The following is a 26,106-nucleotide window of genomic DNA, read 5'->3' on the forward strand; positions in this document are numbered from 1 at the left end:
GACTGAAAGCAATTTAGCTTTCAGTCATTCGCGAACGAGCGATGCGAACTGGGCCGGCCCGGACGAGGGCCGCTCGTCGCCGTGATCGGAGCCCTCCATGACGTCCTTCCTCACCCCGTTGCGCACCTGGCACCGGCCGCTCGTCGTCTGCTCGGTCCTCATGCTCGGCCTGGTGCTCGTCTCCGGCGTGGGGCTCGTGGTGGACAGCCGGACGCTGCTGGACGAGTCGGTGTGGGTGAAGCCGCTCAAGTTCGGCTTCGCCTTCGCCCTCTACGCCGGCACGCTCGCGTGGCTGCTGACCAAGCTCACCAAGGGCAGGCGGCTGGGACGGTGGCTGGGCACCGTCTTCGCGGTGGCCGCAACCGTCGAGGTGGGCGCCATCACCGCCCAGGCGGCACGCGGCACCTTCAGTCACTTCAACGCCGACCAGGCCGACCCCGTCACCCTGGCCCTGGTCCCCCTCCTCACCTTCGGCGTCATGGTCATCGTCATCGCGCAGCTGATCCTGGCGGTCGTCGTGCTGATCCAGCGCACCGGCGGGGCGGCACTGAACCGGGCCATCCGCGCCGGACTCGCGCTGGCCACCTTCGGCATGGTCGTGCCGGTCTACTGGATGGTCACCGAGATCCACTCCCGTACGGTGACCGACGCCAACGGCCACGCCGTGCAGATGTACCAGGGCCACGGCATCGGCGACCCCGACGGCCACGGCATGCCCCTCACCAACTGGAGCGTGACCGGCGGCGACTTCCGCGTACCCCACTTCTTCGCCCTGCACGGCATCCAGGTACTCCTCCTGATCACTGCGGTACTGGCCGCCCTGGCCGCCGAGCACGTCTGGCTGCGCGACGAGAAGGTGCGCGCCCGACTGGTCGGCAGCGCCGCCCTCGGCTACACCGGGCTGGTTGCGGTGGTGACCTGGCAGGCGCTGCGCGGCCAGTCCCTGATCCACCCGGACAACGCCACCCTCCTCGCCCTCGCCGCGGTGCTGCTGCTCACGGCGGCGACCACCGCAGGAACGGTCGTCACCGCCAGGCGCGCCGCCGCCGCTCCGGCCAGGGCCCCCGAGTTCCCCGGACCGTCCGCTACGGCCAGGGGCAACGCGGGCGAGACCTACGGCTCATGGACGTACACAGGGGGGTCCCGCGACGGCAAGCACCTGCTCACCAGCGATGACCTGCTCAGCACCGAGTGCGGCCCGACCGGGTCCCGGTAGGCGGTGCAGGCGCGCATGCAACTCCCCGGTACGACACGGGGAGACCCTCCGACGACAACTCCCCTCCCCCTGTTCACCGTTGAAACTGCAGAGCGTCAGCCCCCGCGGCGATGACCTCGGCGAGCCGGTTGGCGAAGGACGCGTTGCATCCTCCGAGCCGGACGAAACCGTGGCCGGCCACCGGACCGTCGTTGCACAGCGAGGGAAGGGTCATGCCGGCGAGCGCGAGCGCCGTCTTAAGGTTGGTGACGGCGTCTTCGCCCGCCTGATAGGCGGCATCCTGGTGCCGCTTGTACTGGACTCGCTCGGCGTGGGTCATTTCGTACACCATGCTTCTTGACCTTTCGGGTAGGCGTGGGGGTTGAGGCCCGTCGTGGTTCGTTCGGTATGGCGCCGCAGCGTTGATCACTTCGCCCGGCACGTTCGCCTGCTGGGCATGGGCATGCCGAACGTGGTGCGTCACTCGGATGTGCCGCGGAGCCGCATGCCGACGCGGCGAAGTACGGCCTGAGCTGCGGCCCAGCGCGCGGGTCCAGCTCTGGGGGTGCGACGGGACAAGGGCGTAGACCGTCGGGTGGAGTATGCCCACGGCCCGTGACTATCGGTTTCGATCTTCGTTTCAAAGGTGCAGGCGAGCACCCTTTTGACGCGTGGGAAGGACCGGGTTGTCCAGGAAGTTAGCGGCTGTCACCGCACTCGCCCTTCGCGGTCGCCGCTCACGGGACGCTCGGCCCTCCTACACCGTGGTCCCGCAGCGCCGTACCCGCCTGGGCGATCGCTCAGGAATCCCACTGCATCGCCCGCATGACCCGCCCGCCCGTCGGACTCCACTGACGGTACGGACTTGAGCGCCCGGCCCTCCCGCGGGAGCTCACCGGCTCCTGCAGAGCGGACAACTGAAGAATGCCGCGCACGACCGTCATGCGCCGTACCCGAATCGGCGACCGTTCGACGGCGGGCGGACGATCCCCTTGTCTGCCACGGAGTAGCCGGGACGGACACCGTCCGGACTGCGCCGGGCCGCGGCCGTCTGACCGGATCCGAGCGGAGAGGGCTGCGGGTTCCGGTGTCGTGGAGCGGCTTGGCGGGGCGGCCGCGTGAGCGTGATCTGGCGGACCAGCTGCTGGAAGCAGGCCAGCGCCGCGACGGCGGGAAGCGCGGACGACGTCCCGGCGGCGAGCGTTCTGGGCGCCTGGGCTACGCACAGGAGCGTCGCCAGGCTGGAGAACAGCAGCACGATCGACCAGGAATGAAGCGCGCGGCGCTGGTGCAGCGCGGATCTGAGGATGGACAGGGAGGCGACCATCCAAGGGCCGTAGATCAGCAGGGGCCACCAGTCCACCACTTCGCGGGCCGTGTGGACTCCGGCGCTGTGGCGCAGGGCGTCGCAGATGGCCAGCCCGCTGAGGATGCTCACCACGGCGGCGATGATGGCCACCAGCATGGCGGTGAACAGACTGCCCGTCTGCAGCAGCGTCGCCACCGGCCTCGACCCGTTCCGCCGATGCCCGCTGGAGTTCTGCTTGCGCGGCCGCTCGGCGGTGGTGTGCTTCAGCCCTGCGACGAGGCCGATGGCGCTGACACCGTCACCGGCGTCGTCGTAGCCGACGCGGGCGAACGGCTCCGGCTGCCCGGGTGCGGGGCTCTCCTGGAGAAGGCTCGCGAGTTCCTCCGCCGGATCCCACGGCTGATGCACATCATCGGGCACGCCGAGCGTTTCCCCGGGTACGTGGTCCGGCCGGCGCCAGAACATGGTGGTGTCCGGCTGGGGGCCGTGGATGTCTGGGTATCCGTACGCCTCATACACGGGAGCTGCCGCCCGCGCGCTCGTCGACAGGTGTCGTCGCGGACCGTGCGGTGCTCCCCGACCTCCGGTCGAACTCGACCTGGATCATGCTCATCGTGTGGAGGAAGTCCTCAAACACCGAGGACGAGTAACTCAGATCGATTTCCAGGCTCTCGTGTTCCAGCGTTGCGTTCCTGATCTCGCTACAGCTGGTTGAGCGTGGAGTGAAAGTCCACTTTCCGATCCGAGTAGCCCCGGTGTGAAAACCACCTCCCCGCCCGTCTTCTTCTGGAGTCCTGCGGAAGAAGGAGGGGGGCTTTGCTGTTGTCATATTCCATAAACGCTGTCGATGTTGGTCAGGGTATGCGCCATCCGGGTGATGGTGGCGGATGGATAAGTGTTGACCCTGTCCCTTGTGGGTTCTGCGCGACCAACTCTTTACCCCTGATACCCGTACGGCCCTGCGCACACTTCGACGCAATGGCTCTGCCGCGCGCCCCGCGCGCCCCGTCTGACGGCGTCCACATGCACGGCGGGACGCGTCTGCGCATGTCGCCACACCACCCCACATGAGCACGCCGATCGCCGGCTCGGTCCCCGACGCGTCGACTGATCATCCGTTAAAAGACTGAGATGCCAAGACCGGTGGATTGCTGCGCATGGCTGCAATCAGAAGAGAGGGCGCAACTCTGCATATGCCTCTGCGTTATGCCGGTGAATCGCCGGGGCTTCGGTCGTGCGCGCCCCCTCGAACATCGGCCTTCGAAAGGACCAGCTGTGGGAGACCTCCTCCTGTGGATCGTGCTGATCTCCGCCGCACTGGGCACAGGTTGCACTGCGTTGACGTCATCAGGGACCGGTCGTCTGTGGCACGTGGACGCCCTCGAACTGAGGCGCCAGCAACGCTTCAAGCACGTCCTGTCCTGCCATGTCGACGCCCTCAGGCTGTCTCGCCAGCAAGCCGCGGCACGGGTGGAGAAACCCGCCGACGTCTCGGCCTGCCCGGGTGCGGACCCACTCCGGGTCGTCCATGAGCCGTGTTGGCCACCCTTCACGCGAGACCTCTACCCCTTCACACCGCCGGCCGACTCCACTCCCTGAACGACCGTGCGGCTCTGACGCCTCGTCCCCGGGCTCCGCGGCAAGGCGTGCGATGCACGCGGCCGGAATATCCGGCAATTCCACATACGATTAGATCGCTCGCCGGGTCGGCATTCATGATCAATTGCGCCCGACCAGAAGTGCGGCCGATATCACTGAATCCCTTAAAAACCCCGGCAATCCATTCATTGCCGGTCGGTAAAAACCCCGGCAATCTGTACATTGCCGGATCTCGCTGCCATAGCGGACCGTGTTAAACCGGCGGCAGCCCGCCTAATTCCCGTTCGACGCACCTCCGTGCTAAGCGTGGAGGAAATTATGAGAAGTGTCCAAAATAAAAAAATTATCATCCACCTCTTCCTTTGAGGCCCCCGGTCTTCCGCCTCGTCCAGAAGGGATGCGTGAACATGGCCCCCTGCGGTGAACTACCCGATCGCGGCCCACGGCCGACTGCCCGGCGGCGTGTCTGGCTGGCGGTGGCACGCGCGGTGAGCACCGCGCGGGCAGGGCTGATACGGATGACACGCCGCGTCGCCGAAGCAGGCCTGGCCGACGCGGTCACCCCATCCCGAACGAAATTAGATTCGATACAGGTACTCCAGGACGAATACAGGGCAGGCTTCCCCTTGCCCGTGCCGCATCAAGCGAGCGCAGCGAGCGACCTCCACGAATGTCCGTGGTGCATCTCCCTCGGACATCCCGACACCCTGGGCCGGTCCACCCCGCCGCACACTGACGGTGACGACACCTGAACGGCTGCGATGCGCACGCCGACGCCAGCGATGACGCCCGGTCAGGCCTGCCGACTCGTGGCCTGTCCCTCTCTGAGTCTATTCACGCCCCAGGTTGAAGCACCTTTCGACACGCTCGGCAGGTCGGCGGCAGGACCGTGCGGGGGGAGGAAAGGTACGTTTCACTGTCCGTCGGGCACTGCACACGGGGCTAGGCTCGGGCCGTGGGAGAGCCTGAGCAGCGCGCCGAAGGCGCGGGTCCGTTCACCACCCGGCTCACCTGGCACCGCCCCGACGGGGAAACGGTGGTGTGGGAGTCGCGGCTCGCGCGCAGGCGCGGGGCGCTGTCCGTTCGCGGTCCGCGAGACACGCTCACCATGTCCCCGACTTCCGACGCCGAGGCCCTCGGCCGCCTTCGAAGGCTCAACGCCCTCGCTTCGGGCGCGTTCGTCATCGGCGGAGCACTCTTCGCACTCGGCGCCGCCGTAGCTCAGTTCGGCTCGGGCGACGCGTTCGAGAGTGCCTCGATCTACTTCGCGGGCGGCCTGTTCTTCAACACCGGGGGCTACACCTCGCTCTTGCAGGTGCTGAACGCGCCTCGCCACTCTCCAGGGGGCGGTCCACTGGTCACGGCCGCCTGGAGGTGGTGGGGTTACGAGCCGATGCACCTGGACTGGCTGAGCGCGTTCGCGCTGTTCGCGGGGACGCTCGTGTTCGGCGTCAATCTCCTCGACTCCTTCCTGCAGGGGCTCACCGTCCAGCAGACCAACCGGCTGATCTGGACTCCCGACGTGGTCGGATGCGTACTGTTCCTCGTTTCGGGGCATCTCGCGTTCGTCGAGATCTGCCACCGTTCCCGGCCCTGCGTCCGCTCGCGCAGCCTCGGCTGGTGGGTCGTCGCCGTGAACCAGCTCGGGTCGGTGCTCTTCATGATCTCGGCACTGGCCGCGTTCACCCGGCCCGGCACCGGAAGCCTGGTCAACACCGACATCGCCAACTGGGGGACGCTGACAGGCGCGCTGTGCTTCTCGCTCGGCGGCGTACTCCAGGCCTTCGAACGACCTTGAGAAGTGGCCGCAGCCGCTGCGTAATTGCTTCGTTGTGCGGTGATCGTTTGGTTAGGCTCGCCCCCGGGTTTCTTGTGGCGAGGGCGGGGCGGCGTGATCGAGCTAGGTGTGTTCTTCGGTGTGCTGGGGCTGGCGGCGCTGTGGATGGTGTGGACTTTGCTGCGCCGGGGGAAGCGGCGTCCGGAGACCGCGGAGGGTCCGCTGATCGAGCAGGCTCGTAGAGAGCAGGCCGCCAGCGACCGGACGTCCTACAGTTCGACGGCCGTGCACAACTCGTTGACGTACGGGACAGCACACAAGCCGTAACCCGACAGCCGCCGGCGCGGACACCAAAGACATCCACGGCGGCCCTCGGGGCCCCGTCCGTACGGACGGGGCCCCGAGGGCCGCTGGGTGCGTGGGTGTGCGTGGGCGTCAGAGGAGTCCGAGCCTCTCCTCGATCCCCATGACGATGCCGAGCGCGGCCGCGAAGCACACGCCCGAGCAGCCGACGCCCACGAGCGGGGTCCCGCCGACTGCACTCATCGCGGCGCAATGCCAGGGAGGCGAACCCGTCGACATGTCCTACGGTCCGGAAACACCTATGCCCGTGTTCCCTTCCGGCAGATTTGATCTGCTCATGGGGCGGTCGCGCACGGCGCATCCCGCCCTTCGGGCTGTCCGGGGCGGGCGCTACACTCCGGCTGCCCAGAGCTTCCGAGCAGGTCACGGGGGTCGGGCCCATCTGAACTGGGGGGTTCATGAGTTTGCTGCCGATCGGCAGAAGAAAGCGGAGCAGACGGGGGCGAGGTGGCGCGATCGCCGCATCGGGCACGCTGCTGCTCGCGCTGCTGGCCTCAGTCGCAGGCCAGAGTGGCACGGCCGCCGCGGCCCCCGCGGCACCCATCACCACCACGGCCGCCCCGGCCACGGCCCCGCCGAAGACCGCGGGTCCGCAGGCCACGCCGACGCCTGATCCCACGGCCGACCACCAGGCGGCCGTACGCACGCTCCGGAACAGCGACCTCTCCGAGCCGTGCCCGGCAGCCGTCGCTCCGCACACGATCGTCACCTGCACGGTGGACCCGTCCAAGACGGCGTCCTTCTCGCTCGCCCTGCCGCAGCAGAAGGACCTCGTCCTGCTCCAGGTCATCACGACCCAGTGGTCCATCACCAAGCTGATCGCGCCCGGCGGCGCCGCCGTCGCGTGCGACTTCGCCCACGGCTCGACCCGGACCTGGCGGTGCCCCACCAGTCAGGCCGGGACATACACACTGCAGGTCACGGACAAGAGCGCCATGGCGAACGGTATCTCCGTGTCATACGCTCCGCTGCTCTCGTCCTCCGCGTGCAAGGCCATCGGCGCCGGAGACCGCAGGCTCGGCGGACCGACCGTGTTCCCCGGCGCGCTGTCGACCGGCTCGGCGGGCGATTGCTACACCCTGGACCTGGCAGCGGGTGATGTCCTGCGCGCCTACAGCTCCAGTTCCGAAGTCCTGCACAGCGTGTACGACGCCTCCGGGCAGGAGATCTGCACGTCCTACCTTCGCGGGGCGTACGCCATGGACTGCAGGCTCACGGGCACCGCACCGTTTCGTATCTCGGCGCTGCAGGCCTGGGGTGACGCGGTCGCTTACAACTACTCCGTGGCCCGGCTCTCTAGGCCGGAGGGCTGCGTGCTGGTCGTCCCCCAGGCCTTCGGAGTCGCCCCGGATCTGAGCCCGACGGAGCACTGCCGCATCCTTCGGGTCACGCAGGCGGCCGAGCACTCCTTCGCCGAGGTTTCCTCCGGCATCGTCCCGCTTCCTTCGAGGCTCGTCTCCGTGGCCGGCGACGTCATACCCGGCTGCGACGACGGCACCTGCGACCTGGACCCCGGTGACTACACCTGGTCGGCAGACCCCCGGGCCCGGAATTTCACGACCTTCGGCATCGCATTCGTCTCCGCGAAGGAGACCAGGGGATGCACGACGACCCACGACAACGGTCTCGTGGCCGGTCCGGTCACCGGAGCGTTCGGCGCGCCCGGGCAGCAGTTCTGCCTGACCCTGCCGACCGCCACCGGCAAGGGCATCTACGCGTTGAACCGGCCGCCGACCGGCGGCAACCATGCCCGGGTGAAGGTGTACGACGCGTCCGGAACCCTGCAGTGTGACACCGGGCCCATCTGCAAACTGACCGGCACCGCTCCCTTCCGCGCATACCTGAGCGGGCAGCCGAACTCGAGCTACGGACTGGTGTTCCACAGGACCGGCGAGACCGCCGGCTGCACGCCGTGGCCTCATTCCACGTACGGCAACGGTGCCTGGGGGGCCGAGGTGTCGGTGTCCCCGGACAACACCTGGGGCTGCCTGAGCGTGCCAGGGGACGCGCACTCCAGCGCCGAGTTGATCGACTACACCAACACCTGGAACGACGCGAACGCGACGGTCAAGTTGGTCGACGCAGCGGGCGACGTGAAGTGCTACTCCGACACGGCCGCCACATGCTCTCTCGCCTCCGGGGTGCCCTATACGGCGCTGCTCGTCAGCCGGGGCGGATATGACACGTACAAGCTCGTCCGCCGTGACGTGTCCGCAACTGCGCAGTGCCCCGCCCCGGCCTCGACGAAGACAGGCGGCCCCTCTATCGCCTTCGACCTGACGTCCGCGCTGGATGCACGCTGCGTGCGCGTGAACGCCGCCACCACGGACAAACTCTGGATCGCCGCACGGACACCCGGCAATCCGGGGGGTGACGTCACCCAGCTGACCGTTGTCGACAGCGACGGCCACTTCGTGTGCCCGGAGCCTCGCGCCCCATGCCGTGCCAGCGGCTCGACGTCGTACACAGCGGTCATCACATCTGACGCTGCCGACCACGCCCCCCTCGCGGTGAAACTGGACACCTGGCGCGTGGGTACGGCCTCGGGCTGGGCCCCGGAATGCACCGCCAACCAGGTTTCGGTCAATGATTTCCCCGAACGGAGCGGGACCCTTTCCGAAACCTCCACCGCCTACTGCGCCGTGATCGACATGAGGCCTGGCCAGTCATTCACGGTCTCCGGCAACACCTCCGACACGGGGGGCGCCAAGCCGGACCTGGACCTGCTGAGCAGCCCGGGATGGACCTCCATGACCAGCGGTTACGGGTGCACCAACTTTGACGACAGCCGGTTGTTCTTCGGCTGCCGTGCGAGCGCCGACGCAGCACCTGGCCAAGCGGTCCTGCTGTTGAGCCCCCGTCGGGCCCGCACCCCCGTCGACTTCCACCTGAGGGGAATCTGTGACTCTGGCTGCGTTGCGCCAACGCCGGATCCGACCGGCATCAGCCCGTCGACCAGCACGGCGGGCACGCGTACCGAAGCCGTCGTCAGCGGTACTGGGCTCACCTTCGACACCAAGCTCAAGCTGATCCGCAACGGCTCGCCAGACCGGGTGCTGGAGCCGATCACGGCGAATGCCGACGGAAAGCAGCTGCGCGTCACCGTCGATACGAACGGGCTGGAACCCGGGCAGTACGACCTGCTGCTCGACGGCGTCGAGTACACCCCCGGGGTCCCGTCCCGGGGCTACCTGCCCAAGGCCTACACCGTCACGGCCCAGCCGCCGAAGGGCAGCCGGTTCGTGCCGCACGGCCCGTCGCGGTTCCTCGACACGCGTGACGGCACCGGCGCGACGAAGCAGCGCGTCGGACCGGGCGGCGTCGTCACCCTGCAGGTCGCGGGTGTGAAGGGCATCCCGGCCACCGGGGTGACGGCCGTCGTCATGAACGTGACCGCCGTCCAGCCCACCGAGGCGGGCCATGTGATGGTCTACCCGAACGGGCAGGCTATGCCCAAGGTGTCGAACCTCAACTTCGCGCCCGGGCAGATCGTCCCCAACCTCGTCACCGTGCCCGTCGTCAGCGGCAAGGTCGACCTGCGCAACAACGCCGGTTCGGTGGACCTGATCGCCGACGTCACCGGCTACTACACCAACCAGGCCGGGGCGGGCTCCGCGCTGAACCCGATCACGCCCGCGCGGTTCCTCGACACCCGTGACGGTACGGGTGCGACGAAGCAGCGGGTCGGTCCGGGCGGGGTCGTCACCCTTCAGGTCGCCGGCGTCAAGGGGATCCCGGCGAGCGGGGTCACCGCCGTCGTCATGAACGTGACCGCGGTCCAGCCGACCGAGGCCGGACACGTCACCGTCTACCCGAACGGGCAGGCGGCGCCTGGCGTGTCGAACCTGAACTTCACGCCCGGGCAGATCGTCCCCAACCTGGTCACGGTGCCGGTGGTCAACGGCAAGGTCGACCTGCGCAACAACTCCGGCTCCGTCGACCTCATCGCCGACGTCACCGGCTACTACGCGGCCACCGGCTCCGCCTTCTCCGCGGTCGGCCCGGTCCGCCTCCTGGACACCCGCGACGGCACCGGCGCCCGCGCCGGAGCCGTGGGTCCGGGCGATGTCGTCCACCTCCAGGTGACCGGCACCGCGGGAGTCCCCGCACAAGGAGTCACCGCCATCGTCCTCAACGTCACGGTCACGAACCCGACCGAGGCGAGCCACCTGATCGTCCACCCGCACGGGGTCGCGCGTCCGGGCGTGTCGAACCTCAACTACACCCCCGGGAAGACCGTCGCCAACCTGGTGGTCGTCCCCGTTGTGGACGGGTGGGTCACGTTCTACAACAACTCCGGATCCACCGACGTGATCGCCGACCTGAACGGCTACTTCACCTCCTGACACCAGGAAAGAACGAGCGAGGGCCCCGCCCGATCATGAGATCGGGCGGGGCCCTCCCTATCTGCCGGGTACCACCGGCCCTGCAACGGGCCTGCTCGTGAACGACCAACGCCCCGCCCGGACACCCGGGCGGGGCGTACGCGCATGCAGGTCAGGGCCGGTCCTCGGCGTCAGAATGTCGAGTGCCCTCGGGACGTCGTCCGTGCTCCCCCACCTCGCGCGGGCCTCGAATGCGTTCGGGACGTCCACGTTCTCCCAGCTCGGGGTCGCGCCGGAGGAGGGGGCGGCCCGCGTTCCCGCGTCGGGTACGGCTGCAGGGTCCTCGCTGGCCGCGAGCGCGTCGAGCTGGGCGGTGATGACGTCGAGGTCAAGGAGACCGGCTGCGTAGGCCTCGATGAACAGGCCGACGGCGTGGGAGATCGAGACCTCGTCCTGACCAGCGCGTTTCTTGCCCGCGTCCCATACCTCGCCGCCGAAGGTGCGCAGGGCCCTGCAGCGCTCGTCGAAGGTCGCCGTCGCCAAGTTCGCGTGGCACAACCGTGAGCGCCTGGGCCTGCTCCGCGTTCTCGACATCGCTCGTGCCGAGCGCGGTCGCCACCTCCTTGAGCGGCACATCGCGGGCACCGAGCTCGTACGCGGCCTCCTGGCCGGTCTGGGCGATGACGTACCGCAGGTCGGCGAGGGCTTTCAACGCCACCAGCGGCTCCTTGATCGCCAGGCCGTCGAGTTGGCACACGAGGTCGGTGAGGAGCTCGGTGAGTTTCGCGGATAGGGGGACGGTGCCGTCCCGGATCACCGACAGATGCGCCTCGTAGTCAGCGATTGGCCCGGACAGGTCGACATCGGCCTCATACAGCGGCTCGTTGCCGGGGAGAGCGGTCCAGTCGAGCGGGTACTCAGCCGCACCTCGCCAGCCACAAGAGCAGCTGCCCCGCAGGACCGCGCCCCGGGGGCGCCCACGCCGGCCGTCATAGGCGTGCCACTCGGTCGACGACGGCATGTTCGGACCGCTGCCCACATCGAAGTAGACCGGGCCGGGCTCACTGCCGTCAGCCAGCAGCACCCCCACCGCCCCCACATGCGCGGCCCCCAACGCCTTGAGCGCCCTGTCCATGACGACCAACCTCTCCCCGACGAGTACGCAGCCGGTCGGCTCACCGGCCGGCCCGCGGCCTCCAGACTCCCGCGCCCGAGGTGCCTACCGGGATCCACCGAAAGCGGTACGGGAACCGCAGCACCGGTGACGGAGGATGCGTGCCCAACCGACAGCCGACCCGTGCCGACCGCGCTGCCCTCCGACCGCATCGCCGGTCTCCTGGACCGCTTCGACGACCCGCGCGACCGCCTCATGGTCGCCCTCGTCGCCATCTATGCCCTCCTCCCCGGACAGCTCACCCACCTTCGGCGAACCGACCTCGACCGCAGCAAGGGCCAACTGCGCCTGTGCCGGACCGGACGCATGGACCACGTCATCTACCTCGACGCCTTCACCCTGCGTCTTCTTCCAGCGAGTCGGCCTGCCTGCCGGCCGCCTGCGCGTGGACCGAATCGTCGACGAGGCACGTCACAGCGCCGACCCCGTCCGGCTGATGAAGCTCTTCGGCCTGTCCAACCTCTCCGCCACCCGCTATGTCCTGTCGGCACACCCGGACAAGAAGAACGGGTCCATTGCCCCATAGGGGGAAGCCGCTCCGACATCTTGCTCCAGGGGGCGCTCCCTGGTCGGGGGAGCGCGCTTGTCCAGCACGACGGGGATGACCGGCGTATCCCACGAGCTGGAGGCGCACCGGCCCCGCCGTCCCTGGCAGTCGCCGTCCCGCCGCCGTCTCGCCGTCTACTGTCCCGTCCGCCGGACTGTCCCGCCGCCAGTCGGCCGCCGAGGTCGTCACACTCGAAACGGTGCTCGGTTCTGATGCTCGCCGACGTCTGGAGCAGCAAAAGCTGCCTGGTCCCAGCTGTGACAATAGGATGATTTTCATGACAGGGGCGTCCGGACACCAGGTGGGCGGACGATACCGGCTGATCGAGCTGGTTGGTCAGGGCGGCATGGGCCGTGTGTGGCGCGGTCCCGATGAGCTCCTCGACCGAGAGGTAGCCCTGAAAGAGGTCTCGCTACCGCAGAGCCCTCTAGCGGGTGGCACCGATCGGCTGATCGCGCGCACTATGCGGGAGGCGCAAGCTGCTGCTCGGCTCAACCATCCGAACATCATCGACGTGTACGACGTGGTGCAGGAAGGGCACGCTCCCTGGATCGTCATGGAGTTCGTTCATGGGCCGACCTTGGGTGATGTGGCCGCAGACGCGGGCCCCTGGACTGGACTCGAGTCGCCGCGGTCGGCGCGGACCTGGCCGGCGCGCTTGCCCACGCGCACGCCCTCGGAGTGGTACACCGCGACCTCAAGCCCGACAACGTGCTCCTCGCTGAGTACGGGGCCGTGATCACTGACTGGGGTATTGCCCGCGTTTTGGATGAAGCCGTGCGACTGACGCCTTCGGGCATGCGAATCGGTACCCCGCAGTTCTTGTCACCCGAGTACACACCGGAGGCCGCTCCTGACCCCTCACCGGGCCGGCGTCGGCCCCACCGTCCTCACCGTCCGCACTGGTCGCGGGGCTGAGACCGGCGCGGCGCTACCGCCGAGCCCCCGCAGGAGCGGTTGCCCTGCGGCCCCTGGATGATCAGACTTTGAGGGCCCCACCAGCTGGTGGGGCCCTCAGTTTTTGCCGCTGCGCCTCTGGGCCGTCAACGCCACGGTGCGGAGCCTGGCCACCGGGCCCGAGTCACCGGAAAGGGTGCCAGGCCGCAGACACCTCCGCCGATGAGCAGGATCTGTGGCGTGGGGTGCTGGTTCACGTGCGGGGTGCCTATGCCTGGTGGATGGTGCCGCGCTTGCCGTGGCACACGTCGCGAGCGAACTTGTGGCGCGACTCCTGCACGGTGAGCTGGCGGTTCATCTACCGGCGGTAGGTGTCATGTCGCCGGGTGCGTGGATGACGGTGGCTCGCATGGCTCGTTCTGTTCAGAGGTGGGTCAGGTGCCGGAGGCGGACGGCGGGACCCAGCCGTGGGCGGCTCCCGCGTGGATCAGGGATTGTGCATACCGCCACAGCTCCCCTGACGCGTCCTTGATGAGGGACTTGCGGTCGAGGACCTCGTCCACCGTGACTCCCGGGGTACGCCATGTGCCGCCCCGGTTGCCGTAGTTGAGCAGCAGCGGCTGGAGCCGGTCCATGGCCTTGGCGAACCGTGCCTCGGGGGTGACCCGGGCCTCGAACTCGTCCCAGAGGCTCCGGAAGAGGGCGCTCTGGTCTGCGGGAAGTAGGGAAAATAGCCTTTCGGCGGCGCGCTGCTCCCTCACCTCTTGGTCCACGACGGCCTCCGTGTCGTATACGAAGGTGTCCCCGGCGTAGATCTCCACGAGGTCGTGGACCACGACCAGGGCGAGCACCCGGCCCACGTCGAGGGGTTCGTCGGCGTACTCGGCGAGGACGAGGGTCAGCAGGGCCAGGTGCCAGGAATGTTCGGCGTCGTTCTCCCTGCGGTCCGCGGCCAGCAGCGGGCTGCGACGGAACACGTCCTTGAGTAGGTCCGCCTCCATGACGAACTCGATCTGCCGGCGCAGCCGGTCGGGGGTCGTGCCGGGCTGCGGAGGCAGGGAGGTGGCGAGCGGAGGCCGCTCGGCGTCCGGCTCGGCCGTCTCTGCTGTGCGGCGGGATCCCTCGTGCGCCGGGGTTTCCAGGGGGCCGCTCATGCCAGTGCCCCCTGGGTCGGGATGTCCTGCGCGACCGGGCTGATGGTGTCGCCGATGTCGCCGAGGAGCAGGGTTGCCGGGGCGCCAGGATCCACCGAGTAGTACTTGTCGTTGAGCATGCCGGAGACATGGCCGACGTGGAGTGTGAGCGAGAGGCCCAGCGCTTGCGCGCACCGGGCCAGCGCGAGGGCTCCCTCCTCGGTCGCGTGGCAGGTGAAGACGTCGACCACCGCTCCGGGAACCGCTGCGAGCCGCATCATCGCCATGAGCGTCACCCCGCTGGCCACGACGCCGTCGACGATCACCAGACGGTCGGCCGCGGCGGGGAGCTGTTCGTCCACGCCGACGAGGAGGCCGCCGTCCACGGGCATGCGCTTGGCCTGCGGCGCCCAGCACCGGCCGTCCGGCATGACGCCGAGCAGTTCGGCCAGGATGCGTCCCTCGCGCTCCGGTGCCAGCACGGTCGCCCCGGGGACGGACGCGGCGTCGGCCGCCTGGACAGGGAGCATGGCGTAGATGTCGAGCAGTGCCCGAAGGTATCGGTCACGGTCGGCATGCCGTTGTTCGGGCAGGTTGGCCACGGACGTGACCGTGGCCATGCGCTCGACCACGTCGAGGCGGGTGTCGGACGCGATGCGCACGGTGTCCGGCAACGCTCCCGGGGCGTGCAAGTCCTTCAGCACCTGCCGGTCGAAGTGGACCAGCTGATGGAAGCGGCTGCCGTACTGCTCCTCGTAGCGTTCCACCGTGCGTACGGCGTCCGGGAGGAGCTCGGCGCGCTCCACGAGGCGAGCTGTGTTCATCGGATATGCCTCTGGCTTTCTTTCAGGGTGTCGGGGCCGGCTGCGGCATGCTCATGCCCGCGGGACGAGCTTCACGGGCAGCGAGTCGAAGCCCCACAGCAGGTTCGAGCGCAGTCTGCGTACGGGGCCGGTCTTCTCTGCGACCTCGACCCGCCGCACGAGTTCCTCGAACATCACGGTGAGTTCGAGCTTGGCGAGTGCGGAGCCGATGCAGTAGTGGTTCCCCTGGAGGAAGCTCAGGTGCCGGTTCGGCGAGCGGTCGATGAGGAAGCGCTCGGGCTCGGTGAATACCTCTTCGTCGCGGTTGGCCGACGGCAGCCACGCGACGACGTGGTCACCGGCGCGGATATGCTGCCCGCCGAGTTCGACGTCCTCCCGGGCCGTGCGGAGGGCGTGCATGACCGGCGAGGTGTAGCGGACGATCTCCTGGATCGCCGACGGCATCACGGTCGGGTCTGTCCGCAGCCTGTGCCACTGTTCCGGGTTCTCGATCAGGGCCAGCAGTCCGCCCACGGTCGCGTGCCGCGTCGTCTCGTTGCCGCCGGACACCAGGGCGTCACAGTTGTAGAAGATCTCCTCGTCGGTCAGAGGCACGCCGTCGATCTCGCCGTGCACGAGCGCGCTCATGAGATCGTCCTGCGGTTCCTCGCGCCGCAGCTCGGCCAGCTCCTGGAAGTAGCAGAGGATCTCCGTGTGGGCCTGTACCTTCCTGGTCTCGTCCGCCTCGTCGAGCGCCGTGGAGCTCCAGGCGAAGCGGGTGCGGTCGACCATGAAGTCCCAGTCTTCAGGCGGGACTCCGAGCATGTCGCAGATGACGGAGACCGGGAGCTTCTGCGCGACCCGTGTGAATTCGCAGCCGCCGTCGGCGATGGCCTCGTCGATCGCGCGGGTGGCGGTCGTGCGCATGTTGCTCTCGAGCCGATCGACCATCCTCGGGGTGAAAGCCGAGCTGACGACCTTTCGGATCTTGTCGTGCCGGGGTGGATCGGTGACGTTCAGCATCTTGCCAGCGGCCGCGGCCAGGACCCGTGGATCGGAGTCCAGCCGCATTCCGTTCTCCGAGCTGAACACCTTGGGGTCGGTGAGCATCTCGGTACACAGGCGGTGGGTCATCACCGCCCAGAAGTACTCGCCATTCTGCCGCTCGTTGCGGTACACGGGATGCTCGGCGCGCAGCCGTGCCCAGAGTGGCTCCGGGTCGAAGTCCCGGTAGAGGAGGGGATCGGACAGATCGATGGACATGTGGGGGCTCCGGTGTTCCATGGTGCTCCGAGTGGAGCGGCGGGGGGTGTCGTCAGTCCAGGCCGTTCAGCACGTCGTTGACCGCGCCGAGGACCTTGTCCCGGTGTTCCGCAAGGTAGAAGTGGCCGCCGGGGAAGGACCGGACTGTCCAGCTGCCGTCGGTCACTTCGGCCCAGGCATGCAGGTCGTCGGCGCCGACAGCCTCGTCATCGCGTCCCGTGAAGGCGGTGATGCCGATCGGCAGAATCGGATCACGACGTCCGGTGTAGGACTGGATGAGCCGGTAGTCGTTGCGGACCGGCGGCAGCAGGACCTCACGCATGTCCGGGTCGTTCAGCAGGTGCGTGCCACCGGCACCCAGAGGTCCGAGCATGGCCACGAGCCGGTCATCGTCCAGCAGGTGGGCCCCCTCGTGTCCCGCGAAGGGGCGCAGGCGGTGCGGGGCGGCGCACCCCGAGGCCACAAGGTGGCGCAGGAGGTGCCGTTCCCCGGGTGCTGTGAGGCGCCGGGCGACCTCGAAGCCGAGCGCCGCGCCCATGCTGTGTCCGAAGAGCACGGTCGGCGTGTCGGCGTACGGGCGTAGTTCGTCCGCGATGCTGCGGGCCAGTGCGTGCATCTCGCCGATCAACGGCTCGCTGATCCGGTTCTCGCGCCCCGGATACTGGATCGCCCACAGGTCGACGTCGGGTGCCAGGCCCTTGCTCCAGTCCCGGAAGAATCCGGCGGAGCCGCCGGCGTGCGGCAGGCACACCAGCCGCAGGCGTGCCGACGGTACGGAGCGGAGCCTGCGGATCCACCGGCTGTCCGGGTGCGGGCGCGGGCTCAGGGGATCCGTGGTGCGCGGGGGCCGGCCAGCCGTGTCACTGGGCATGCGTCACCGCTTCGGACTTAAGCTGTACGACCGCAGCCGCCAGCCCTTCGATTGTCGGGGAAGCGAACAGGACCCTGGCGGGGACGGACACGCCGAGCTTGGAGCGCATCCGGGAGATGAGCGTGGCCGCCAGCAGGGAGTGCCCGCCGACCTGGAAGAAGTCGGCGTCGACACTGATGTCGCGCTGGTCCAGAACCTCCTCCCAGACGGCTGCTAGGGCCGCCTCGACTGATGTGCGCGGCGCGATGTGGCCGCTCTCCGGGGCTGCGCCCGGCCGAAGAGCGGCCAGGGCGGTCCGGTCGATCTTGCCGTTGGGGGTCATCGGGAAGGCGTCGATGACGTGGACGGCCGAGGGGACCATGTACCAGGGCAGGTGGCGCCGGACGTGGGCCATCAGCTCGCCGCCGGGCACGCTGGCTCCGTCACGCGTGACGACGTGGCACACCAGCCTCTTGTCCTCGGGGTCGGTCTCGTCGACGAGGGCGACGCAGCCTCGGATGTCCGGATGGTCGCTCACCGCGAGTTCGACCTCGCCGAGTTCGATGCGGTAGCCGCGGAGTTTGATCTGGTGGTCGCGGCGGCCGACGAACTCGAGGCGGCCGTCCGCCGCCGACCGGACCAGGTCGCCCGTGCGGTAGAGACGCTGACCGGGGATGCCGGAGAAGGGGTCAGCGAGGAACTTCTCCGCAGTCATCGCGGGCTTGTTCAGATAGCCGACGGCCACGCCGTCGCCGCCGATGTACAGCTCACCGACGGTGCCTGCGGCGACGGGTCGCATGGTGTCGTCCAGCACATGGGCTTGCACGTTCTCGATGGGGTGTCCGATGGGCACGGAAGAGGCATCGCCGCCGTCCCAGTCGGACCCCGGCTCGAAGAGGGTCGAGGTGATGGTGCCCTCGGTAGGGCCGTATACGTTGCACCAGCGGATGCCGGCGCCCACGCACCTGTTCCAGGTGTCCAGGGCGCGCCGCTCCGCCTTCTCCCCCGCGACGATGACGACCCGGAGCGACGATTGCGAAGCCAGCTGGGCCAGGCAGTCCTCTTCCAGGACCCAGCTGTGCCAGAACGCGGTCGGGATGCTGAGGAACGTCGTTTTGGTGTCGATGACCTGCTGGGTCAGGGCGCGGAAAGTCTGGCGCAGCGGGTCCTCGCCGAGGACGAGTGTCGCGCCGTGCAGGAGCGGCGGGAAGATCTCCTCGGCGGCGGCGTCGAAACTGAGCGAACGGCACTGCAGGACCCGATCGCCCGGGGCGAGCCCGAAGATCCTGTTCACCGAGGAGGCGTGGTGGGCGAGTGACCGGTGCGTCACCAGCACCCCCTTGGGCTTTCCGGTGGATCCGGAAGTGTGGATGACGTACGCGGCGCCCCCCGCAGTGGCGCCGGCGTCCGGCGCGATGGGCAGGCCGTCGATGTGCGTCTCCTCCCGGTCCAGCCAGAGGATCTCCCCCTCGTGGTCGCCGAAGAGGTGGCCCAACGTCTGCTGGGTCAGCAGGAGGCGGGCACCAGTGTCGGCCAGCACATACCGCAGCCGCTCCACCGGGTACTCGGGGTCGAGGGGCACGTATGCAGCGCCGGCCTTCAGGATGCCGAGCAGTGAGATGATCGCCAGCGGCGACCGCTCGGCACACAGGGCCACGAAGTCGCCGTGGCCGATGCCCCGGTCGGCCAGGAGACGGGCCAGCTTGCCGGACCTCTCGTTGACTTCGCGGTAGCTGATCTCCTGGTCCCGCCAGACCAGTGCGGCTGCCTCCGGCGTCCTTGCCGCCTGTTGGGCGAAGAGCGTGTGCACACCCGACGCGGTGTCCGCGGGGTCCGTTCCGCCGGCGGCACTGACCAGGCTCCTGGGCCGGATGTCGGTCCAGGTCTGCTCGATGAAGGCCACGCAGTCCTGGTGGCTCGACTCCGAGTGCGCGACGCGCCATCCTGGCGGTACGGCCAGGTGGCTCGCCCACAGCGAGTACTGACCCTCGCCGTTGACCAGGACGAGTGGCGATTCACCGATCGAGTCGGGCACGGCAGACATCTCCTCGGGTAGGGGGTAGGGGGAGAGGGGGGTAGGGGGCCGGCAGGGGGCCGGAGAAGCGTTTCCTCAGGCAGCGGCGCGGGGTGACCGCTGCGCGTGATGCGTTAGGCCAGGACGTCCGCCACGGCCTTCGGTACCTGGGAGAGCGCATCGAGCAGGCGGGCGGGACGGTGCTCGGCGAGGGCGGGCCCGGTGTAGCCCCAGGATGCCCCGATGGGGATGACCCCGGCCGCTCTGGCGGCGGCGATGTCGCTGGGGCTGTCGCCGATGAAGCACGCGCGTGACGGATGGACGCCCAGCCGCTCGAGCGCCAGGGCGATGCCCGCGCCGGAGGGCTTGGGTTCGGCGTCGCCCCAGCCGATCACGACCTGGAAGAAATCCGCCAGTTCCGCGGGGAGGAGCCAGGCCAGGCGGGTGCGGGGCTGCATGGTGACGACTCCGATGGCGACATCCTGCGACCGGAGGTGCCGCAGCACGTCCAGGGCGCCGTCGAACGGCACGGTGTCCTGCGCGGCGACCGCGAACGCCGTTTCCCAGACCGCTCCGAGGGTGGTCTCCTGGTCGTGCACGCCGAGGCGGGCCAGCACCTCGTGGTGCGGCAGGCGATCGGCCTCGGCCCCGAGCAGCGACTCGTCCATTCGTCTGCCCAGTGCCGCCGTCGCGGTGCCCAGGATCGCCCTGCGCATGGCCTCTCGGCTGTCCAGGAGGACTCCGTCGAGATCGAACAGTACGGCTTTGTCGTAGGTGTGCGTTGTTGGTTCAATCATGTCGAGACACCAGAGGGGTTGCGGTCGGCAGCCGCGAGGGCGGCTGTCGCTCCGTATGGGCCTGGGGCCGCAGAAGCGGGATCATGAGAAGCAGGGCGGTCGTGGCGAGGAGGGCGTCGGCGGTCAGTGCCTGGGCGAAGGCCGAGGCCGGGGCGCCCTCCCCCAGGGGGGACTGGAACACGAGGCCGACGACGACCGTTCCGAGGGCCGCGCCCACCTGAGCGGTGCTCTCCATCAAGCCCGACGCAGCCCCGGCATGCCGGCGCGGCACATCGGACAGCACGGCGGCCATCAGCGGGCTCACTCCCAGGCCCTGCCCCACACCGATGACGGTCAGAGCTATCAGCGGCGCCCAGGGCACACCGTCCCACGCCGCCCGACCGTTCGTCATAAGGACGGTGAGGAAGGTGAGGACGCCGAGCACATTGACGCCGTAGGCGAGGGTCAGGACATGCAGCCCGGCCCGGTGTCGGATGCGGGGTGCGGCAAGGGAAGCAACGATGAAGGCCACCGCGAGCGGCGCGAAGACGAGTCCGCTCCGCAGCGGTGAGAAACCGAGGTGCTGCTGAAGGTGGAGGGTCAGGATGAAGAACAGACCCGCGTTGCCGGCGAAGAAGGCGAGGGCCAGCCCGTTACCGACGGCGAAGACGCGCTCCCGGAACAGCTGGGTATCGAGTAGCGGCAGCCCTCCTGTGCGGGCCAGCCGCCGCTCCCAGAGCACGAACACGACACCCGTCGGAACCGCCAGCAGGAGCAGGACGTACGACCACCAGGGCCAGCCCCATCCCGGGCCGGCCACCAAGGGCAGGGTCAGCAGGACGAGTGCGGCCGTCAGCTGCAGGACGCCCGGCAGGTCGAGGAGCGGGCGCTCGGTCCCTCGATGCCCCGGCAGTGCGGCGGCGCCGGCCAAGGCCAGCAGGCCGAGGGGCACGTTGATGAGGAAGATCGGGCGCCAGGACAGACCGAACAGGTCCAGTCCGACCAGCAGTCCGCCCAGCACCTGCCCGCTGATCGAGGCCAGTCCGACCGCGGAGCCGAAGAGCGCGAACGCCCTGCCCTTGGCCGCCCCGTCGAAGCCGGTCTGCAGGAAGGAGAGGACCTGCGGGTAGAACAGGGCCGCCCCGATTCCCTGCACCACCCGAAAGACGACGAGGACACCGGCCGAGGGGGCCAGTCCGCAGCCCAGCGAGGCAAGAGTGAACAACGCCACCCCGACGGCAAAGAGGCGCCGATAACCGTACAGGTCGCCCAGCCGGCCGCCGGTGATCAGCACAGCACCGTAGACCAGGGCGTACCCGCTGACGGCGAGTTCCGTCTGGGACACCGAGGCGTGCAGGTCGTCGTGGATGGTGGTCAGTGCGACGTTGATGATGAACTGGTCCATGACCGCTAGAAAAGTGGCGATCATAGTGACCGTGAGGATGGATCGCTGCGCCCGGTTCATCGCAGGGTGCGCGCGCCCGCGCGGTCGAGACAGGCACGGACGCGGGACCGCAGCCGCTCGCCGTGGATGTCCTGGACCGGGCGCCACCGGGCGTCGGTCACTTCCTCGGTCTGCAGCGCCAGTCCGGTGTCGCGCGTGCGGAAGACGAAGCGGAAGTCGAAGTGAGTGTGCTCGGGTTCGGCCTTCTTCGGGTTCTCCGGGATGGTGTGCGCGTCGATGTCCACGGGCACCTGGTCCACGAGCGCCACAGACGCGGCGGGGATCCCGGTCTCCTCGCACAGCTCCCTCAGCGCGGCGTCGGCGAGGAAGGGGTCGCTCTCCTCGATGTGGCCGCCGGGGAGCAGCCACCGGTCCAGGGCTCGGTGGTGGATGTACAGGACGAGGCCCTGCTCGTTCGCCAGGACCGCTCCGGCGGTGACATGGCCGCGGAACTCCTTGCGCGACGTGGGGACCGCGTCGGGCGTCTCGAGCACCTCACACAGGCCGGTGAGAGGGAGTCGGTCCTCGGGGTGCCGGTCGAGGTGGGCGGCCAGCAGGGCCCGTATCTGATGCTTATCGACGCTCATGACATCCGGTTGTTGAAGTGGGTGAGCCAGGTCGCGGCGATGGCGGCACGGTCCCGCGCCGCCACCTCGTGCAGGCCGGGTGCGAGGTCTCCGCGGGACAGCGCGCTCAGGCCAGCCAGGATCTCGGCCTGGACAAGGAAGATGAAGGGTCCGACGGAGGCGCCGTGCAGGAAGTTCACGGCGTTGCCCTCGTTGCACAGGTAGAAGTGCCGGTCATCCGACGCGCAGCGGGTGATGTGCTCGCCCACAGGCGTCAGGGTGTGCGTCTGCGGCAGCCGGGCGAGATCGAGTTCGTCCTCGGCGCTGGTGACGGTGGCGACGAAGGAGCCGTCCTTCAGCAGCGCGAAATCCTCGTGCCCGAGAGCCTTGGCACCGGTCGCGCAGATCGTCACATCGGCGGACTTCAGGGCGGCCTCCAGTGACGCCGCCACCGCGAAGCCCTGCGACAGGGCCTGTGTGCTGCGCACCGGGTCGGTGTCGTAGACGGTGACCTGGACACCCTTGGCGTGCATTAGGCGGGCGATGCTGGAGCCCAGCTTCCCGAAGCCGATGACCGCGGCCTTGCGGCCCACCAGGATGCCGCCCTGGGTCCGCAGCAGGGCCTCGGTGGAGAACACCACCGACTGGCCCACGAGGAAGTCCTCAGGATCCTTGAGCGGGGAACGCGCCACGGTGATGACCGGGCAAGGAAGCTTGTCGAGTTCGGCGTAGCGCTGATGGCCGTTCTCGGTGTCCTCGACGACTCCGAGGATCTGTCCGGAAAACCGCTTGCAGATCTCGGAGAGCGAAGGAGCGAAATATCCGCCGATGTCGAGGAGGACGACCGGCATCCCCGCCGCCCGCGTCTCCAGATAGGTCAGGGCCGCCTCCGGATCACCGAAGACCTCCCGGGACAGCGGATCGCACGGTGTCGCGCGCTGTACGGTCGCCAAGGCGTCCGGGGAGATCGATTTCGGTTTCGGAAGTACGGCCCGCAGATTCGACATCCGGGCCACCGCCTGAACAAAAGCCGGGCGCTCCGGGAGCAAGTGTGTTACCAAAAGGCTGGCTGTCGGATGTTCCACGGGAAACTGTGACACGATGTCGTCAAAATATGCGCCGAGGCGCCGCATTTCTTGATTGTCCACTGAATTCTAAGTTCTTTTCATGATCCGGATGCCGGGAGAATCGACCCACACCGGGAAATGGCAACAAGAGCAATAAGTGAAGGCGTACGTCCACACGACTGACGCAAAGTACCTGATCAGCTGACCCGCAGGCAGGAAAGAGCCGCGAGCATGCCGAAGGACCAACGGCTCATGGACCGGCCAGGAGGATGGAGTAAAATTGAATGTCGGAGTTTTAGCAGCTGAAGCGGATCGCCCGACTCTCGGCACTGAGCGCGCGTCTGCGCATGTGAAATACCTCTCACCCATAGTTTGGCAGGGAAGGGTGGAGCAACACCCAACCGGAAGCTGGACAGCAGTATCCCGCCGCGCTCGACAGAGGTAATGCTACCCCACTCGATCTCGCCAATGATCTTCGTTTCATGCTAAATTGAGTTTACGCGCGTAGAATTCAAATAATCGCCACATAGTCCTAAATGTCGGTGCGTACCGAGCCCCGACTCGAACAGTCCGCTTCCTCGTCACCAAGGCACCTCGGGGTGCCCGCGCACGAGAAGTGACGCGCGTCGTTCCTGCGGCCCGCGCCAGGTGATAGACCAAGTGCATCGGGTGAACTGGCGGCTGTGCATGGCCGGTTCGTTCATCGGTTCAGCAGGACGGAGCCGCGTGAGCGCTGAGCGTCCCCGCCAGTGCGTGGTTCCTGTACGCCCGGGGAGCGCGAGCGCCGACAGACCGTCCGCGCGCTGGCCGGCCGCAACTGTGAGCTCGAAGGCCAGGAGATGCGGGTAGTAAGAGAGGGCGTCCAGGTCGGGTTCGGCTACGACGAGGTCGGCGAGCCGGCACTGAGCCGCTGGGAGCGCACCGGCAACCTCACCCCGCCGCACCCTGCCCCCCCGCTATGGGCCCTGGCACCGCTGCACCTGGAGATGGAAGCGCACGCCGAAGCGGTCACGGGCCAGCCGGCCGCGCCGAAGCCGAACAGCACGGCGCCCCCGGCGAACGCGCTCCCCGGTCCGAGCGCAAAGGAGGGGGGTCGGTAGCAGTGGCGTGGTTGATCTGGGTCGGGGCGCTGGCGGCTGGCCAGAAGGTGTGGCCGGGTCGGCGGCCTGGTCCAGTTGCTGTTGGCGGCGGCGCTGCTCGTTGCGGCGGTCCTCGACAAACTGTGTGAACAGCTTTAGGGCCTGCGACTGTTGGTCTTGTCATAGTCGCTGTAGGGGCCGATACCCAGGGTGAAGGCGTTGACCTCCTCCTCAATGGTGTCGGCGGTCTGCAACAGGAAGTAGCTGCGCTCGCGGTATTTGTAGTGGCCGGTGAACGCGGCGGACAGCGTGACGGCAAAGCCGATGGCGACGATCGTCACGTTCTGCCAGGTCAGCCCGCCGCCGGTGTCCAGTGCGGCCACGGTCGTTGTGGCTGCGGAGCCGATCATGATGAAGTTCTGCAGGGTGTTGTGGACACGCCGGTACTTCCTGCTGTCTGCCCGGTGCTGCTCAATGAGCTTCTTCAGCGCTGCCGCTCCAGCGTGAGGATGGCCTTGACGATTGGCGTCATGCGGTTGGGGCTGCACCGGGACCTGCGGAAGATCCGCCAGGACTTCAGGCTCGCGACACCGCGTTCAACGGGCGCTCGTGCTGCGGCCAGTGCCCGGTTGAGGGTCTTTTCGGTGGGAGTGAGGTCCTGGAGCGGCTTGCGTTTGATGCCGGTCGTCAGCCACGGTCCGGCGCCTTGGTAGGCGAGTTCGGCCAGGATGGGAACGCCCTGGCGCTCGCGACCGGGTCGGCGACGGCCGGAGTCGGCCGCCCGGCGAGGACGGACAACCCGGACGCGCCCCGGACGTCAAACAGCTCACCGTGGCACTGGGCAGTCCTACGGTGGAACTGCCCACTACCGATAGCGCCCTGAGCGGCTGTCACACCCGGTGCGCCTTCCTCGCCGACATCGCTCGAAGCATCAGAGCCGCGATCAGCGCGCGGGGTTTGGAAGTGGTGCCCGGATCCAGTATCTAGCTGGCTATTAGAATGAAGCAGGCAGGCCCGGGACTCTCGGTCCGCCCCCGCCGCCGTGCACTCTCTGCTGGAGTCCCGGGCTGGCGCAGCCAGCAGTTCTGCGTGTAGCCAGACCCAACCGACAGGGATCGTGCGATTCCTTGTGCCGCCCGCAGGCAGGCCAGCCTGGAGGCGGAGTCGTAGGTCTGGGGAGAGGAGGCCAGATAAATGACGGGTGCTCTTCAGCGAGTTCGGTCATGATCGGGGGGATGAATCACGAATCCGATCTCATAGCCGCTGTGGGCTCGCTGTGGGATGCACATAGGCCTGCCCCCTTTCCAGCTGGTCTGGCAGGTGCGGAACGGGCAGGTTTCGACCTTGTCATGGTTGACGCGGACATCGCGGGGTGTGTGCATACCTGGCTGAGCAATGCCGGCGCCCTGGATGAGTGGCGTTACCGGGTCTTGCACTGGCGTGGATCCCAGCTCGGCGAGGTCCTTGCCGAGCTCGGTGATGGTGACAGTCCGGAGTACTGGTACCGGCTCTCCAGGATGGCTGAGCTCGTGGCATCTACGGATCCCAGGCCGCGGGATGTCTACCCGCCCGAACCGTGGACCCCCATGGACAGTTCCAAGGACCCTGGCGAGTGACCTGCCCCGGCTGCTGCTGGCCTGGAGGCGAAGCCGAAGGGCCGGGGTGGGAGCGAAGCGGACACCCCAACGGACCGAAGGCCCTGACCCCGTGAAACGGGGTCACTTTCCCTACGCCGCAGGGGAAGATCTGGGTCTGCGGAGCGGACCCTCCTTCGGGTGTAGCGGAGCGGAACCCGAACAGTCCGAAGCGCAGCGCAGGACTCCGGCCCGAAAGGGCCGACCCTGGCTCGGCGAAGCCGAGCCCACCGAGCGAAGCGAGGTGGTTCGTTGGCACAGCGCGCAGCGCTGTGGGACCCGCTCCGCGGG

Annotated in this window: 20 protein-coding genes and 3 pseudogenes; 8 read left to right on the forward strand and 15 right to left on the reverse strand. The window is 68.4% G+C overall.

Going from position 1 to position 26,106, the window contains the following annotated elements; genetic code table 11:
* The first annotated feature begins 97 nt into the window (after positions 1-97).
* Positions 98-1,216, forward strand: coding sequence for a hypothetical protein (locus ACFYOB_RS30620; RefSeq protein WP_388565218.1), 1,119 nt, complete (start codon positions 98-100; stop codon positions 1,214-1,216).
* 73 nt (positions 1,217-1,289) lie between these two features.
* On the opposite strand, the gene ACFYOB_RS30625 is transcribed toward ACFYOB_RS30620, so the two are convergent.
* Entirely contained in the window at positions 1,290-1,535 is a 246-nt protein-coding gene (locus tag ACFYOB_RS30625) for a hypothetical protein (protein ID WP_388565220.1), read from the reverse strand.
* 600 nt (positions 1,536-2,135) lie between these two features.
* On the reverse strand, positions 2,136-2,924 hold the full coding sequence (locus tag ACFYOB_RS30630) for a hypothetical protein (RefSeq protein WP_388565222.1): 789 nt from the start codon (positions 2,922-2,924) through the stop codon (positions 2,136-2,138).
* Between the two features lie 2,134 nt (positions 2,925-5,058).
* On the opposite strand from ACFYOB_RS30630, the gene ACFYOB_RS30635 reads away from it, so the two are divergent.
* From ACFYOB_RS30635 to ACFYOB_RS30645, 3 genes are all read left to right on the forward strand, one after another.
* Positions 5,059-5,901 (forward strand): hypothetical protein, encoded by an 843-nt coding sequence (locus tag ACFYOB_RS30635; protein ID WP_388565225.1) that lies wholly within the window; start codon positions 5,059-5,061, stop codon positions 5,899-5,901.
* Positions 5,902-5,994: 93 nt separating this feature from the next.
* Positions 5,995-6,207, forward strand: a complete 213-nt coding sequence (locus ACFYOB_RS30640) for a hypothetical protein (protein ID WP_388565228.1) — start codon at positions 5,995-5,997, stop codon at positions 6,205-6,207.
* Between the two features lie 434 nt (positions 6,208-6,641).
* Complete coding sequence (locus ACFYOB_RS30645) at positions 6,642-10,589, forward strand: hypothetical protein (protein WP_388565230.1); 3,948 nt, start codon at positions 6,642-6,644, stop codon at positions 10,587-10,589.
* A 367-nt stretch (positions 10,590-10,956) separates the two neighbouring features.
* Here ACFYOB_RS30645 and ACFYOB_RS30650 read toward each other — a convergent pair whose 3' ends face one another.
* Entirely contained in the window at positions 10,957-11,703 is a 747-nt protein-coding gene (locus ACFYOB_RS30650; protein WP_388565284.1) for a hypothetical protein, read from the reverse strand.
* Positions 11,704-12,127: 424 nt separating this feature from the next.
* On the opposite strand from ACFYOB_RS30650, the gene ACFYOB_RS30655 reads away from it, so the two are divergent.
* From ACFYOB_RS30655 to ACFYOB_RS30665, 3 genes and pseudogenes are all read left to right on the forward strand, one after another.
* Positions 12,128-12,268 (forward strand): hypothetical protein, encoded by a 141-nt coding sequence (locus tag ACFYOB_RS30655; RefSeq protein WP_388565233.1) that lies wholly within the window; start codon positions 12,128-12,130, stop codon positions 12,266-12,268.
* Positions 12,269-12,566: 298 nt separating this feature from the next.
* A pseudogene (locus ACFYOB_RS30660) lies at positions 12,567-12,875 on the forward strand (protein kinase); the annotation flags it as partial.
* Positions 12,876-12,898: 23 nt separating this feature from the next.
* Positions 12,899-13,207: a protein kinase gene (locus ACFYOB_RS30665; protein WP_388565281.1), complete on the forward strand. Its 309-nt coding sequence runs from the start codon at positions 12,899-12,901 to the stop codon at positions 13,205-13,207.
* 253 nt (positions 13,208-13,460) lie between these two features.
* Here the strand turns inward: ACFYOB_RS30665 and ACFYOB_RS30670 are convergent.
* The 10 genes and pseudogenes from ACFYOB_RS30670 to ACFYOB_RS30715 all read right to left on the reverse strand — a co-directional run.
* A pseudogene (locus tag ACFYOB_RS30670) lies at positions 13,461-13,562 on the reverse strand (Tn3 family transposase); the annotation flags it as partial.
* Between the two features lie 58 nt (positions 13,563-13,620).
* The gene (locus tag ACFYOB_RS30675; protein ID WP_388565235.1) at positions 13,621-14,340 is read right to left on the reverse strand and encodes an HD family hydrolase; all 720 of its coding nucleotides are present in this window, start codon (positions 14,338-14,340) and stop codon (positions 13,621-13,623) included.
* A complete protein-coding gene (locus ACFYOB_RS30680; protein ID WP_388565237.1) occupies positions 14,337-15,143 on the reverse strand; it encodes a hypothetical protein in 807 nt (268 codons plus the stop codon). The genes ACFYOB_RS30675 and ACFYOB_RS30680 overlap by 4 nt, the downstream gene beginning before the upstream one ends.
* Positions 15,144-15,194: 51 nt before the next feature.
* Positions 15,195-16,385, reverse strand: a complete 1,191-nt coding sequence (locus ACFYOB_RS30685; RefSeq protein ID WP_388565240.1) for a cytochrome P450 — start codon at positions 16,383-16,385, stop codon at positions 15,195-15,197.
* 52 nt (positions 16,386-16,437) lie between these two features.
* Positions 16,438-17,256 carry a thioesterase II family protein gene (locus ACFYOB_RS30690; protein WP_388565243.1) on the reverse strand — a complete coding sequence of 273 codons (819 nt, stop codon included), beginning with the start codon at positions 17,254-17,256 and terminating at the stop codon, positions 16,438-16,440.
* Positions 17,246-19,279, reverse strand: coding sequence for an amino acid adenylation domain-containing protein (locus ACFYOB_RS30695; RefSeq protein ID WP_388565246.1), 2,034 nt, complete (start codon positions 19,277-19,279; stop codon positions 17,246-17,248). The genes ACFYOB_RS30690 and ACFYOB_RS30695 overlap by 11 nt, the downstream gene beginning before the upstream one ends.
* A 104-nt stretch (positions 19,280-19,383) precedes the next feature.
* A complete protein-coding gene (locus tag ACFYOB_RS30700; protein WP_388565249.1) occupies positions 19,384-20,046 on the reverse strand; it encodes an HAD family hydrolase in 663 nt (220 codons plus the stop codon).
* A complete protein-coding gene (locus ACFYOB_RS30705; RefSeq protein ID WP_388565251.1) occupies positions 20,039-21,490 on the reverse strand; it encodes an MFS transporter in 1,452 nt (483 codons plus the stop codon). Before ACFYOB_RS30705 ends, ACFYOB_RS30700 begins: the two co-directional genes overlap by 8 nt.
* The gene (locus ACFYOB_RS30710) at positions 21,487-22,056 is read right to left on the reverse strand and encodes an NUDIX hydrolase (RefSeq protein WP_388565253.1); all 570 of its coding nucleotides are present in this window, start codon (positions 22,054-22,056) and stop codon (positions 21,487-21,489) included. The genes ACFYOB_RS30705 and ACFYOB_RS30710 overlap by 4 nt, the downstream gene beginning before the upstream one ends.
* Positions 22,053-23,183: an adenosylhomocysteinase gene (locus ACFYOB_RS30715; RefSeq protein WP_388565256.1), complete on the reverse strand. Its 1,131-nt coding sequence runs from the start codon at positions 23,181-23,183 to the stop codon at positions 22,053-22,055. The genes ACFYOB_RS30710 and ACFYOB_RS30715 overlap by 4 nt, the downstream gene beginning before the upstream one ends.
* Before the next feature lie 668 nt (positions 23,184-23,851).
* Between ACFYOB_RS30715 and ACFYOB_RS30720 the strand changes: the two genes are divergently transcribed.
* Positions 23,852-24,202, forward strand: a complete 351-nt coding sequence (locus ACFYOB_RS30720) for a hypothetical protein (RefSeq protein ID WP_388565259.1) — start codon at positions 23,852-23,854, stop codon at positions 24,200-24,202.
* Positions 24,203-24,336: 134 nt separating this feature from the next.
* Here ACFYOB_RS30720 and ACFYOB_RS30725 read toward each other — a convergent pair whose 3' ends face one another.
* Positions 24,337-24,729 carry a DUF4231 domain-containing protein gene (locus tag ACFYOB_RS30725; RefSeq protein WP_388565262.1) on the reverse strand — a complete coding sequence of 131 codons (393 nt, stop codon included), beginning with the start codon at positions 24,727-24,729 and terminating at the stop codon, positions 24,337-24,339.
* Positions 24,666-24,929: pseudogene (locus tag ACFYOB_RS30730) on the reverse strand (transposase family protein); the annotation flags it as partial. The pseudogene ACFYOB_RS30730 and the gene ACFYOB_RS30725, both read right to left, overlap by 64 nt.
* Positions 24,930-26,106: the final 1,177 nt, after the last annotated feature.

It is taken from the genome of Streptomyces sp. NPDC006463 (assembly GCF_042870715.1).
GTDB lineage: Bacteria > Actinomycetota > Actinomycetes > Streptomycetales > Streptomycetaceae > Streptomyces.